Source organism: Oscillibacter hominis (assembly GCF_014334055.1).
GTDB classification, from domain to species: domain Bacteria; phylum Bacillota; class Clostridia; order Oscillospirales; family Oscillospiraceae; genus Oscillibacter; species Oscillibacter hominis.
Window position 1 is genome coordinate 1324836 of record NZ_CP060490.1, and the last position, 13379, is coordinate 1338214.

Sequence of the window (13379 nt, forward strand, 5' to 3'; positions counted from 1 at the left end):
GCTTTTTTCTCATGCGTTGGGCGAGTGGAGCACCGTCCCGTCGGGCAGGGTGAATTGTTCCTCGGTAATGTTGGCACTATCCGCCGTGGGAGAGCCCATCCGGTAGATCGTGGCACCGTCCTGAAGCCATTCCGAGGCGATCAGAAGCCCGGTGTTCACCTCCACCCAATAGCGGAGCACATATCCGTTTTCATCCGGTACAGTCTCCACATAGATGCAGTAAATGTCTGAAAGGTTCCGGTAATCGGCGGCCGCGATCTCCTCCACACGCAGAGACAGGATGTCCTCATAGGTGGGGATGTGCTGCTCGTTGTCCGAGGAGATGTCTCCCGCTTTTCCGGTAAAATAGGAGAGCGAACTGTCGTACCAGACGTAGGTGGTCTCTCCATCGGTGATGGAGTGGCGGGTGGTGCCGCTGGGCAGGACCGCGTCCACACGGGTCCACCCTCTGCTGAGCGTCACCGTCAGCTCTGTCCTGCTGCTGCCCCCGCTCCAGATGGTCTCCGTGGTGATGGAGCGTGTATAGTCGGTGGGCCGCTCCAACGTTGCAATCACATCCTGCACCGTCTCCGGCGTCACCTCCACACGGATCAGGGTGTCCTCCTCCCCGGACGGGTCCTCCGCGGCAGAGGAGGACGCCCCGGCCTCAGGCAGCTGAAGATGGGGCGTGTTGGGCAGGCTGTTGCGAATCAGCAGCCCGCAGACCAGAAGGACAAGCAGCGCGACTGCCGCAAACAGCGGCAGGTCTTTTTTCCGGTTCACAAGTCCCTCCTTTTCGCTCCTCAGCGGTAGTCCTCCGGACGGGTCTGGCTTTTTCCAAAATACCAGAGGATCGCGTCGGCAATCCTGCGGCAGGCAAATCCGTCGCCATAGGGGTTGACGGCCCTGGCCATCCTGGCATAGGCCTCCTTGCTGCGGATGAGCTCCTCCGCCATTTGGACGATCTTCTCCCGGTCCACCCCGGCCAGCTTCACCGTCCCAGCGGCCACGGCCTCCGGCCGCTCAGTCTCCCTGCGCAGCACCAGCACGGGCTTGCCCAGGGCCGGCGCCTCCTCCTGCAGTCCACCGGAATCCGTCAGCACCAGGTAGGACCGGGCCATCAGGTTGTGCATCTCGTCGGCGGGCAGCGGGTCGATGAGGTGGGTGCGGGGCGCTCCCCGCAGGTATTCGTCCACCGCCTGGCGCACCACCGGACTGAGGTGCACCGGATAGACCAACTCCACGTCCTCGTTCTCCTCAGCAATCTGACGCAGGGCCAGCATGATGTTGCGCATGGGCTCACCGTAGTTTTCCCGGCGGTGGCAGGTGACCAGCAGAAGTTTCTTCTTCCCGTAGGGCAGATGGTTCAGCTCTTCGGTGGAAAAGCGGTATCCCTCCCGGACGGTGGTCTTCAGGGCGTCGATCACCGTATTGCCGGTGATGAAGATACCCGATTCCCCCACCGCCTCTTTCAGCAGGTTTTTCTTGTTGTTCACTGTGGGACAGAAATAGAGGTCCGCGATGGAAGTCACCAGTTTGCGGTTCATTTCCTCTGGAAAGGGAGAATACTTGTCATAGGTTCGCAGTCCGGCCTCCACATGGCCCACAGGCACTTGGTGATAAAAGGCGGAGAGGGCTCCGGCGAAGGTGGTGGACGTGTCGCCGTGGACCAGGATCATATCCGGTTTCAGGGCATCGATGGCCTCGTCCATTCCCAGAAGGCATTTGCTGGTAATGGTGGACAATGTCTGGCGGGGCGTCATAATGTCCAGGTCCCAGTCGGGCTTGAGGTCAAAGACCTCCAATACGCTGTCCAGCATCTGGCGGTGCTGTGCCGTCACGCAGCAAAGGCTTTCGATCTCAGGACGGCTGGCCAGTTCCCTGACCAGCGGCGCCATCTTGATTGCCTCCGGCCGGGTGCCGAACACGCTCATCACACGCAGCATCACTCATCCTCCTCTTTTGCGGAAGCTCCGTCCTTCTCCTCGTGTTTGCGGCCGTGCTCCTTCAGCTCTTCCATCTCATCGTGAAGTTCCTCCTTGATCTCCTTGGGGAACATCACACGGGCGGCAGCCGCGCCCACAATGCACAGCGCCACCAAAAACACCATGGCCTTGAGCTCGCCGCTGGTGCTCAGCACCACGGCAGAAAGGCCCAGAATACCGGAGATCACATACAGCGTGGCCACCGCCTGCTTCTGGTTCAGCCCCATATCGATGAGGCGGTGGTGCACATGGCTGCGGTCCGCCTGCATGGGGCTCTGCCCATGGGCGATGCGGCGGATGAAGGCAAAGGCCGTGTCGAAAATGGGCAGCCCCAGGATAAGGAACGGCACGGCAAAGGAGATGATTGCGTAAAATTTAAAGAGCCCCTGGATGGACATGGTGGCCAAAAGATACCCTAAGAACGTGGCGCCGGTATCGCCCATAAACATCTTGGCCGGGTTCATGTTGAAGGGCATGAAGCCAAGGCAGGCGCCCACCAGCGCGGCCATGATGATGGCGACCTGCATGTCCGAAAGCATCAGGGCAATCACCAGCAAAGTGGTGGCGCTAATGGCGGAAACGCCGATGGCCAGGCCGTCCAGCCCGTCGATGAGGTTGACGGAGTTGGTGATGGCCACGATCCAGAGCACGGTGATGGGGATGGAAAAGCCCCCCATCTGCCAATAGGCATTGTCGCTGAACAGATTGGGATTGGATACCGCCCGGATCACCACGCCGTGGTACACCGGGATCAGGGCGGCGAAAATCTGCACCAGGAATTTAAACTTGGCGGGCAGCGGGGTGATGTCGTCCACCACGCCCAGCACCACAATTACCACCGACCCTATGAGGATTCCCTGCATCTGTCGGGTGATATCGGCAAAGAGCAGGGCGCTGACCACAAAGCCGATGAAAATGGCCAGGCCGCCCAGCCGCGGGATCGGGACCTTGTGCATACGCCGGTTGTCCTTGGGCACGTCGATGGCCCCCACCCGGTAGGCAAACTTCTTCACCAGGGGGGACATCAAAAAGCTGACTACCAGCGCCACCAGCAGCGCCAGGATGACGTATGCCATGAGTTTGTTCTCAACCATTTCCCACGCCCTCTTACCGCGCGACAAAGCCGACTTTGCGGTACACTTTGGAGAGGGTCCTGTCGGCGATGCGTCCTGCCTTCTCCGCGCCGGCGCGATAGACGCTCTCCAGGTAGGCTTTGTCGTCCATCAGGCGCTGGCTCTCCTCCCGGATGGGGCGCAGCAGCTCCACCACGGCCTCGCCCACAGCGGGCTTGAAGATGCCGTAGCCCTGTCCCGCAAACTCCTCCTCCGCCTGCTCCAGCGTCTTGCCGGTGGCGGCGCAGTAGATGGTCAGCAGATTGGAGATGCCGGGCTTGGCATCCTTGTCATATTTTACCGCGGTCTCGCTGTCGGTGACAGCCCGCTTGAATTTGCGCATGACCTCCTCCGGCTTGTCCATGAGGTAAACGCAGCCGTCGGGGTCGGATTTGCTCATTTTGCTGCTGGGATCGCCCAGGCTCATGATCCGGGCGCCTAACTTGGGGATGAAGGGCTCCGGAAGGGTAAAGGTCTCGCTGTACACGCCGTTGAAGCGCTGGGCAATGTCCCGGCACAGCTCCACATGCTGCTTCTGGTCCTCGCCCACGGGCACCAGGTCCGCCTGATAGAGCAGGATGTCCGCCGCCATCAGAACAGGATAGGTGAACAGCCCGGCGGTGATGTTGTCCGCGTGCTGCTTGGATTTCATCTTAAACTGGGTCATCCGGGAGAGCTCGCCGAACTGGGTGTAGCAGCCCAGCACCCAGCTCAGCTCCGCGTGCTGGGGCACGTGGCTCTGGATGAACATGATGTTCTTCTCCGGGTCCAGGCCGCAGGCGATGTACTGGGCCAGCTGGGCCACGCTCCGCCGCCGCAGCTCCGCCGGCACCTGGCGCACGGTGATGGCGTGCATATCCACGATGCAGTACACGCACTCGTACTCCTCCTGCAGCGCCACCCAGTTTTTGATCGCCCCCATATATGAGCCCAGGGTCAGTTCCCCGCTGGGCTGAATTCCGCTGAAAATCCGCTTTTTTCTCATTTCGCCGTCCATAACTGCAAGCACCTCGTTTTGATTGATCGCCGGCAGGCTGTCCATCCTTCCGGCCCTGCGCCAAATCAGCGGCGCATCCATAAAATGAATCCAAAGTAGTATAGCACAATATAGGGAAAAGCGCAATCTATTCCGGCAGAAGTCCCTGTTTCAAATGCCGCGGATAAATCCGGCAGCCAAGTTCACCGGATTGCGTTGAGTTGGGCATAGTGATATGATAAGATGAAATTGGAAAAGCGGTCAAGGGAGCGCTGAGCAGTATTTTTTGATTGAGGTGGAGCGGCATGAAAAAATGGATTCTCTTACTGCCATGCACACTATTTCCCTATTCTCTGCTGATCGGGCTGGTGTGCTTCCTCAAAGGCCTGGGAAACGTGGGTGAAGTGTTTGGATTCTTGCCCCATCTCTTTCTCTTATCCTTTGCCTGCAGCATTGCCTTTCTCATTCTGAGTATCTCGAGGAAATGGGATTCGGAACAGATATGCTTTTGCAATATGGTGGTTAAGGCAGCGCAAATCCCGGCCTATGGCCTCATATTCGTTCTGGGTCTTTTGTCCTTCAGCACACTCTTTACCATGGGGCTTTCTGTTTTTTTTGCTCCTATTCGACCTCCTGTCCATCCTTCTGACAGGATTGATCGGGGTTGCCGGTGCGGCAAGATGCCGTGCGGACGGAACGATTTCCAAACGGCTTGCCATTTGGAGCGGTCTGCTTCAGTTTATATTCTGCATCGATGTCATCAGCGCCGTGGTTCTTTTTATAAGGGCCAAATCAGGCAGTCGCCGCGCCGGTAAGCGGCAATCCGTCTGATTGATTTGGAATCGTGAGCGGAGGGAAGGCATGTATTCGTTTTTGCTTGGACTGATCCTGGGGGGATTCCTCATCGCCAGTCTGGCCGCTTTTGTCCGTGTGAGTTCCCACACTTACCGGGCCATGCAGAACCAGGAGCCGGTGGATGAAAAAGGCGCTGCGGCGCGGCTGCTTGCCTCCTACGCCGCCGCGGTGATTACGCTGGGATGCGTCGAAGCGCTTTCAAAGGAGGCGCTCAGCCTTTCAATCTTTGGTCTGTCGCTGCTCCATGCATTTTTTCAGCTTCTGATCTTTCTGATACTAAGCGGCGTCTTTCTATACCGTGTGCACCGCTATTGCAGAAATTCATGATTCCGGGAAGAAACGATTTCCCGGCGGGAGGTCAATCAAAAGGAGCAGGCTTTCGCCTGCTCCTTTTCACAGTTCTATCGGATGCTCTCATCGGGCGCCCCGCACTCCAAATAAAGGGCGGTCAGCTTCACCGTCTCCACCATGCCGTCCACGTGGGTCCGCTCCATGCCGTGGGAAGCGTGGACTCCGGGGCCGATGAGGGCTGCCTTCATGTCGCCGCCAGCCTGCAGGGCAACCGCCACGTCGGAGGTATAGTGGGGGTAGACGTCCACGGCGTAGTCCACATTGTTCTCCTTGGCCAGCCGGATCAGGCGGGAAACCAGATCATAGTCATAGGGCCCGGCGGAGTCCTTTGCGCAGATGGACACCTGGTACTCGCTGCAGGTGAGGTCCAGGCCCACACAGCCCATATCCACCGCCAGGAGCTCGTCCAGGTCGGCCGGTATGGTGGCCGCTCCGTGGCTCACCTCCTCATAGACGGTGAAGTGAATCTCCGTATCATACCGGGGCCGCATTCCGCTCGCCGACATGAGCTTTAAGAGGGTCAGAAGACAGGCCACCGATCCCTTATCGTCGATGAAACGGGACTTCAAAAAGCCGCTCTGCGTCACGGTGGTCTTGGGGTCCATGCAGATGTAGTCCCCCACCTCAATCCCCAGCGCCTGTACGTCGGCGCTGGTCCGCACCTTTTCGTCCAACCGCACGTACATGTTCTGCTCGTCCCGGGGCCGGGTCAGCGCGTCGTCAAACACGTGGGACGCGGGGGAAAGGGAGAGGATGGTCCCGGTATACACCCGGCCATCCCTTGTGTAGATCCGGCAGTACTCTCCGTCCAGGGTGGGAAGCTGAGGCCCGCCTATTTTTGTGAGCATCAGTTCTCCCCGTTCGGTGACGGCCCGGCACATGAGGCCCAGTGTGTCGATGTGGGCGCACAGGCCGATCCGTTTTCCCTGCTCACGTCCGGGCACAAGGATGATCAGGCCGCCCTTGTTGGTGCGGCGGGTCTCATAGCCCAGGCCCTGGGCGATCTCTTCCGCCTTCGCCGTCACCTGGTGGGTAAAGCCGCTTGGCGAGTCAATGGTGAGCAGTGTTTTCGCCGTATTCAGCAAAAAGTCCCTGTGGTCATTCAGTTCCATAGAGGTGATTTCCTTTCCGCAGCATTTTTTCAGCTTATTTTTAGTATTATACGCCCTTTGGAAAAAATCGGCAAGCCGATCGGGCGATCCTGTGCGGAGGCTTTGAAAAAGTGCCGCGCATACTGGATTTTCCCGCACCTGAGGCCAACCTTTTCTTGACATTCTACTCAGCAAAAGCGATAATGTAAACTGTTCAAATTTATACTGAAATTCCAATTATGGAGGGAACCGTTCATGCCAATCGATAAAGCCTTTTTCGACGAGATGGAGGCCCGCATTCCCAAGGGAAAGGTCCGCACCCGCTTCGCCCCCTCTCCCACCGGATACATGCACGTGGGCAACCTGCGCACCGCGCTCTACACCTGGCTCATCGCCCGCAGCCACGGCGGCACCTTTATCCTCCGCATTGAGGACACAGACCAGGGCCGCCTGGTGGAGGGCGCTGTGGATGTGATCTACAAGACAATGGCCGAGTGCGGGCTGGACCACGATGAAGGCCCCGATGTGGGCGGACCCGTGGGCCCCTATATCCAAACGGAGCGCCGGGACCTCTATGGGAAGTATGCCGAGCTGCTGATCGAAAAAGGCGCTGCCTACCGCTGCTTCTGCAACAAGGAGGACGCGGCGGAAGTGGACGTGGCCGACGGCGTCTCCATCCACAAATACGACGGCCGCTGCTCCCGACTGAGCGAGGCGGAGATTCAGGCCAACCTGGACGCGGGCAAACCCTATGTCATCCGCCAAAAAATTCCAAGAGGCGGCACTACCACCTTCCACGATGCCATTTTCGGCGACATCACCGTGGACAACGAGACGCTGGACGACCAGGTGCTCATCAAGTCCGACGGATTGCCCACCTACAATTTCGCCAACGTGATCGACGACCACCTGATGGGTATCACCCACGTGGTCCGGGGCAGCGAATACCTTTCCTCCGCACCGAAATACAACCTGCTCTATGAGGCGTTCGGCTGGGAGATTCCAACTTATGTCCACTGCTCCCCCGTGATGCGGGACGCCCAGAACAAGATGAGCAAGCGGCACGGCGACCCCTCCTATGAGGACCTGATCGCCCGGGGCTATCTGACGGAGGCGGTGCTCAACTATGTGGCCCTTCTGGGCTGGTCTCCCAAGGGGGAGTTAGCGGAGCAAGAGGTCTTCTCCCTCCAGGAGCTGGTGCAGGCATTCGACATCTCCGGAATCTCCAAATCCCCTGCAATCTTTGATATTGTAAAGTTAGATCACTTTAATGCAATTTACCTCCGCAGCCTCTCTCCCGAGGATTTTGCAAAAGTGGCGGAGCCCTACATCCGCCAGAGCGTGAAAAATCCTGCGCTGTCGGTTCCGGAGATCGCCGCCCTGCTCCAGGCCCGGTGCGAGCGGCTCAGCGATATTCCGGAAAAGGTGGACTTCTTCGACGCGCTTCCCGCCTACGGAAAAGAGTTTTATGTCAACAAGAAATCCAAGACCGACGAATCCGTCTCCGCGCGGATGTTAGAGGCGGCCATTCCGGTGCTGGAGGCTCTGCCCCAGTGGACCTCCGAGGCCATCCACGATGCCCTGATCGGCCTTGCCGCTCAGCTGGAGGTGAAAAACGCCACGCTGATGTGGCCCGTGCGCATTGCCGCCGCCGGCAAGCTGGTCACTCCTGGCGGAGCCGTGGAAATCTGCCACATCTTAGGGAAGGAAGAGACCCTGCGCCGCCTGAACGCCGGGCTCTCCAAACTGCAATGATTGCAGAGCAGTGGGCATTGCTGCGCCAGCAATGGAGAAGCGGATTTTCCTCCGCCCTGGCGCGCACCGCCATCGCCTTCTTGATCCTGACGGTCATCGGCTTTGGTGTCAGCTTGGCTTTTCCGGAGCTTTTGAACCGGGTGATGGACTTCTTTATGGGGTATCTGATGGACGGCGATGTAGTGAATGAAACTGGCACAATTTCCGCCGGCGCCCTCCTTCGAAATAACCTGACCGCCTGCTTCTATGCCATCAGCTACGGCCTGATCCCCTTCCTCTATCTGCCGGCGGCCACGCTTGGGATCAATGCGACGCTGATCGGCGCCATGGCGGCCTACTACGCCGTCAGCGGCCTTTCGCCGCTGCTGTTCCTGGCCGCGCTTTTGCCCCACGGCATCTTTGAGCTGCCTGCTCTGGTGATCTCCTTTACCGCGGGGCTGGAGTTATGCCGCCAGATCACCGGGCGGTGCCTCGGCCGGGAGGGCATCCCTCCCATGCTCCAGTGCCTTTCCGACGCCGCACGGCTCTACCTCTTCCCTGTGCTGCCGCTGCTGGCCGTTGCCGCGTTGATGGAGGCGTATGTCACCCCCTGGCTGACCTCGTTCTTTCTTCCAATTTGATGCCGCTTGCGGCAAAAGGAGTTTTTCTATGATTCAGGACCCTGTCAATGTACCAAAGCTGTTCGGTTCCATGGTGTTCAATGAGGACGTGATGAAGCAGCGCCTCTCCCCCACCGTCTACTCCTCCTGGAAGCAATGCATTGCCGATGGCACCCCGCTGGACCGCTCCATCGCCCACGACATCGCCAATGCCATGAAGGACTGGGCCGTGGAAAAGGGGGCCACCCACTTCACCCACTGGTTCCAGCCCATGACCGGCTATACCGCGGAAAAGCACGACAGCTTTATCACGCCGACGGAGGACGGGCATGTCATCATGGAGTTCTCCGGCAAGGAGCTGGTGCGGGGCGAGTCCGACGCCTCCAGCTTCCCCTCCGGCGGGCTGCGGGCCACCTTTGAGGCCAGGGGCTACACCGCCTGGGACCCCACCTCTTTCGCCTTCATCAAAGACGGCACGCTGTACATCCCCACGGTGTTCTGCTCCTACTCCGGCCAGGCGCTGGACAAGAAAACGCCTCTGCTGCGCTCCATGGAGTTGGTGAGCCGCCAGTCGGTGCGGATCCTCCGCCTCTTCGGCAACGATGCGGTCAAGAAGGTCACCGCCCAGGTGGGCGCGGAGCAGGAGTATTTTCTGGTGGACGAATCGGTCTACTATAAGCGGGATGATCTGAAGCTCTGCGGCCGGACGCTGTTCGGTGCAAAGCCGCCCAAGGGCCAGGAATTGGATGACCACTACTATGGCGTGATCCGCCCCCGGGTGGCGGCCTACATGAAGGACCTGGACACGGAGCTTTGGAAGTTGGGCGTGCTCAGCAAGACCAAGCACAACGAGGTGGCGCCGGCCCAGCACGAGATGGCCCCCATCTACAACAACGCCAACGCGGCCTGCGACCACAACCAGTTGGCCATGGAACTGATGAAGACCGTGGCGGAGCGCCACGGCCTGGTTTGCCTGCTCCACGAAAAGCCCTTTGCCGGCGTCAACGGCTCCGGCAAGCACGACAACTGGTCGCTGACCACCGACACCGGGGAGAATCTCTTCAAGCCCGGCAAGACCCCCAGCCAGAACGCCCAGTTCCTGCTGTTCTTAGCCGCCTTCATCAAGGGCGTGGACGACTATCAGGAGATGCTGCGCTCCACGGTGGCCTCCGCCGGAAATGACCACCGCCTGGGCGGCAACGAGGCGCCTCCCGCCATCGTCTCCATCTTCCTGGGCGACGAGCTGATGGAAATCATCGACTCCATCGTGGCCGGCTCCGCCTATGTGGACAAGAAGAAAAAGAACCTCCAGATCGGCGTGGATGTGCTGCCCAATATCCCGCAGGACACCACCGACCGGAACCGGACCTCCCCCCTTGCCTTTACGGGCAACAAGTTTGAGTTCCGCATGCTGGGCTCCACCCAGTCCATTGCCGGTCCAAACATCGTCATCAACACCATCATGGCCGAGGAGCTGCGCCAGTTTGCCGACCAGCTGGAGAGCTCCAAGGACTTCCAGGCGGACCTTCAGAAGCTTCTGCGCAAGACCTTCAAGGAGCACCAGCGCATCATCTTCAGCGGCAACGGCTACGATGAGTCCTGGACCCGGGAGGCGGAGCGGCGTGGCCTTGCCAACCTGGTCAGCACCGCCGACTGCCTGCCGGCCTATGTCTCCAAAAAGAATGTGGAACTGTTCACCAAAAACGGCATCTTCACCGAAGATGAGATGGCCGCCCGCAACGCCATCCACCTGGAGAGCTACTGCAAGGTCATCCACATCGAGGCGCTGACGCTGATCGAGATGGTGAAGCGGAACATCCTCCCCGCTGTCAGCCGCTATTCCGACGCGCTCTCCACCTCACTGCTGCACCGCAAAGAGGCGGTCCCCTCCGCCTCCTTTCAGGTGGAGGAAACCCTGATCTCCAAACTCTCCCGCCAAAACAGCGCCCTCCTGGATCTCATACTCCAACTGGAAAAGGCTGTGGAGCAGGCCCCGGGCGAAGACGCAGGGTACGAGCAGGCCAATTACTACCATGACTCCGTGCTGTCGCTGCTGAACGAGGCCCGCACGGTCATCGATGATCTGGAAACCATGACCGCCAAGGAATACTGGCCCTATCCCACCTACAGCGATATCCTCTTCTCCGTGTAAACAGCAAGGAGCCGTCCTTTTGGACGGCTCCTTGTTTCTTTTTCTACTGACAGCTTTCCTGAACCCGCTCTTTCTCCTGACGCCTGCACCAGAGGTAGTGGGACATCATGAACAGCAAAAACACCCCGCTTAAATAGCCAAACATCGGATAGAGTACGCTGATCAGCTCGCCGAACCCGACCAGGCTGCCAAGCGCCGCGGCGCCCCCCAAAAGTGCGGTTGCTTTCCCGCGGTTTTCTTCCACCTTTGGGAACTTCTGCCCCAGCAGGGTGGTCACGGCCACCAGGCTGGAAAGAGAAGTGCCGAACATCGCCGCCAGCAGCAGCGCCCCGTAGACATAGGCCAGTGCGGGGTTCACCGCAGAAGCCAGTGCAAGCATGGGCAGCTCCTGGGCGATTGCCTGGGGGCAGGCCCGAAGCGCCAGGATCACGCTCAGGGCAATGAGCAGAAGCATGCTGCAGCCCAGGGCCACGCCTCTCCACACGGTTTTCTTCTGATCCGCATACTTTCCCAGGGGAGCCAGGACGCCGACTGCGCCCATTGCGTTGTAGGAGGCAAATGTGGCGGCGGCTGTGGGCCAGTATTTCATCAAAAAGCTGCCCTCTGAAACAGGGGCAAAGGCCGCCTGGGTAATTGGAAAGCGGATCAGCTCCGAGATGGCCACCAGTACCGTGGCCAGCACCAAAACCGGCACTAAGACGGAAAAGGCGGATACCAGCCCCTGCAGCCCCCGCTGCGCCATCAGCACCACCGCCGCGGTCATCAGGATTCCCCCCAGCCAGGAAGGAATGGTAAAGAGCTGCTGCATCAGTGCGCCGGCTCCGGCGGACATGATGGCTATAACGCCGCATAGCGATACGCACATAAAAATGGACAGCAGCTTTCGCAGCCAGGGCCATTCCTGCCGGACCACCAAACGATCCACATCTTCGATTTCTGTCATTTGGGCCAGGCGCAGCAGCATCGTGCCAAACGCTGCCAAAAGTGCCACGGCCAGCAGCAGTCCCAGCCCCGCCATTTTGCCGAAACTCCCAAAAAACTGCCAGAGCTCCTGTCCCGACACATACCCGGCCCCTAAGAAACAGCCCGCATACGTCACCGCCAGCCTGGCAGCGGTTAACTTCTTCATAGTCCAATTCTCACCTTCCATATGGATAGCATCCACCGCAGAATCAAAGGAAGTCGTTTCCGACGCATATTGCCGCCTGGGCGGCAAACTTCCGCCCAGGCCGCTCAATCACATCCTCCGGCTATTATAGCACAAGCGGCAAAGCCGTCAAGGTTGTGCTTGCATTTATACCGGATTTTGCTTATAATGATTTTTATTGTTAGCTGCACCGCCGCTGCAAACCCTGGCAGGGATGGCAGAGGCTGGGTGCCTTAAATTGAAGCATAGAGGGGTTGAGCACATGAGTAAAGTCTATATTCCGGAGGGGTACCAATCTCCGCTCTCCAACTACGAGATGCAGCGTGCCATCGAATTTATCAAGTCCAATTTTCAGGCGAACCTGAGCAATGCGCTGAATCTGAGACGGGTCAGCGCGCCGCTGTTTGTGGATGAGAACTCCGGTTTGAACGACAACCTGAACGGTTTTGAGCGCCCTGTGGGGTTTGATATCCCGGACGTGGGCGCCAACGGACAGGTGGTGCACTCTCTGGCCAAGTGGAAGCGCCTTGCGCTCAAGCGCTACGAATTCCATGTGGGCAAGGGCCTCTACACCGATATGAACGCCATCCGCCGGGACGAAGAGGTGGACAACATCCACTCCATCTATGTGGACCAGTGGGACTGGGAGAAGATCATCTCCCGGGAAAACCGGACGATGGAGTACCTGAAGGAGACGGTCCGGAGCATTGTTGGCGCCGTGTGCGAGACCTCCGAGGCGCTGGATGTGGCCTTTCCCAGCCTGCATGTGAAGCTGGACCGGGATGTGTTTTTCATCACCTCCCAGGAGTTGGAGGACCTGTATCCCGATCTGGACGCCCACCAGCGTGAAAATGAGATCTGCCGCCAGCACCACACCGTGTTCCTGATGCAGATTGGCGGCAAGCTGCGCAGCGGCAAGCCCCACGACGGCCGCGCCCCCGACTATGACGACTGGAAGCTCAACGGCGACATCCTCTTCTGGAACGACGTGCTGGGCCGCTCCTTTGAAATCTCCTCCATGGGCATCCGCGTGGACGAGGCCTCCCTGGACGAGCAGCTGAACCTGGCCGGCTGCAACGAGCGCCGGAAGCTCCCCTTCCATAAGATGCTGTTGGACGGCCAGCTACCCCTGACCATGGGCGGCGGCATTGGCCAGTCCCGCCTGTGTATGCTGATGATCGGCACCTGCCACATCGGCGAGGTGCAGGTCAGCCTGTGGGATCACGATACCCAGGAGACCTGCGAAAAAGCCGGGATCATGCTGCTGTAACAGCAATATCCGGTTCCCAGCCTTTTAAATTGAAAATCAGCAGCCGCATGTTGCGGCTGCTGATTTCTTTGACTCTACGCAGCGTTTGTTTCTTTTTTGAGGCAGAT

Annotated in this window: 12 protein-coding genes; 6 read left to right on the forward strand and 6 right to left on the reverse strand. The window is 59.1% G+C overall.

Going from position 1 to position 13379, the window contains the following annotated elements; all coding sequences use genetic code 11:
* Nucleotides 1-9: 9 nt before the first annotated feature.
* Genes H8790_RS06665 through trpS form a run of 4 tightly spaced genes read right to left on the reverse strand, consistent with a single transcriptional unit; the run spans nt 10 to nt 4073 of the window.
* Nucleotides 10-762, reverse strand: coding sequence for a hypothetical protein (locus H8790_RS06665; protein WP_187334102.1), 753 nt, complete (start codon nt 760-762; stop codon nt 10-12).
* A gap of 20 nt (nt 763-782) precedes the next feature.
* Nucleotides 783-1925: a non-hydrolyzing UDP-N-acetylglucosamine 2-epimerase gene (gene wecB / locus H8790_RS06670; protein WP_187334103.1), complete on the reverse strand. Its 1143-nt coding sequence runs from the start codon at nt 1923-1925 to the stop codon at nt 783-785.
* A complete protein-coding gene (locus tag H8790_RS06675) occupies nt 1925-3058 on the reverse strand; it encodes a glycosyltransferase family 4 protein (RefSeq protein WP_187334104.1) in 1134 nt (377 codons plus the stop codon). Before H8790_RS06675 ends, wecB begins: the two co-directional genes overlap by 1 nt.
* A gap of 13 nt (nt 3059-3071) precedes the next feature.
* Nucleotides 3072-4073, reverse strand: coding sequence for a tryptophan--tRNA ligase (gene trpS / locus H8790_RS06680; protein WP_187334252.1), 1002 nt, complete (start codon nt 4071-4073; stop codon nt 3072-3074).
* A gap of 284 nt (nt 4074-4357) precedes the next feature.
* Between trpS and H8790_RS06685 the strand changes: the two genes are divergently transcribed.
* Together H8790_RS06685 and H8790_RS06690 are read left to right on the forward strand one after the other, a co-directional pair.
* On the forward strand, nt 4358-4867 hold the full coding sequence (locus H8790_RS06685; RefSeq protein ID WP_187334105.1) for a hypothetical protein: 510 nt from the start codon (nt 4358-4360) through the stop codon (nt 4865-4867).
* Nucleotides 4868-4913: 46 nt separating this feature from the next.
* Nucleotides 4914-5234: a hypothetical protein gene (locus tag H8790_RS06690; RefSeq protein ID WP_187334106.1), complete on the forward strand. Its 321-nt coding sequence runs from the start codon at nt 4914-4916 to the stop codon at nt 5232-5234.
* Nucleotides 5235-5308: 74 nt separating this feature from the next.
* Here the strand turns inward: H8790_RS06690 and H8790_RS06695 are convergent, their stop codons facing one another.
* Nucleotides 5309-6370, reverse strand: coding sequence for a M42 family metallopeptidase (locus H8790_RS06695; RefSeq protein ID WP_187334107.1), 1062 nt, complete (start codon nt 6368-6370; stop codon nt 5309-5311).
* 234 nt (nt 6371-6604) lie between these two features.
* Here H8790_RS06695 and gltX point away from each other — a divergent pair, with 234 nt between their 5' ends.
* Genes gltX through H8790_RS06710 form a run of 3 tightly spaced genes read left to right on the forward strand, consistent with a single transcriptional unit; the run spans nt 6605 to nt 10855 of the window.
* Nucleotides 6605-8104, forward strand: coding sequence for a glutamate--tRNA ligase (gltX, locus tag H8790_RS06700; RefSeq protein ID WP_187334108.1), 1500 nt, complete (start codon nt 6605-6607; stop codon nt 8102-8104).
* A complete protein-coding gene (locus H8790_RS06705; protein WP_187334109.1) occupies nt 8101-8724 on the forward strand; it encodes a stage II sporulation protein M in 624 nt (207 codons plus the stop codon). The genes gltX and H8790_RS06705 overlap by 4 nt, the downstream gene beginning before the upstream one ends.
* 28 nt (nt 8725-8752) lie before the next feature.
* Nucleotides 8753-10855, forward strand: a complete 2103-nt coding sequence (locus H8790_RS06710) for a glutamine synthetase III family protein (RefSeq protein WP_187334110.1) — start codon at nt 8753-8755, stop codon at nt 10853-10855.
* Nucleotides 10856-10898: 43 nt separating this feature from the next.
* On the opposite strand, the gene H8790_RS06715 is transcribed toward H8790_RS06710, so the two are convergent.
* Complete coding sequence (locus tag H8790_RS06715; protein WP_187334111.1) at nt 10899-11984, reverse strand: YkvI family membrane protein; 1086 nt, start codon at nt 11982-11984, stop codon at nt 10899-10901.
* 280 nt (nt 11985-12264) lie between these two features.
* On the opposite strand from H8790_RS06715, the gene asnA reads away from it, so the two are divergent.
* Nucleotides 12265-13272, forward strand: coding sequence for an aspartate--ammonia ligase (gene asnA, locus H8790_RS06720; protein ID WP_187334112.1), 1008 nt, complete (start codon nt 12265-12267; stop codon nt 13270-13272).
* The last annotated feature ends 107 nt before the right edge of the window (nt 13273-13379 follow it).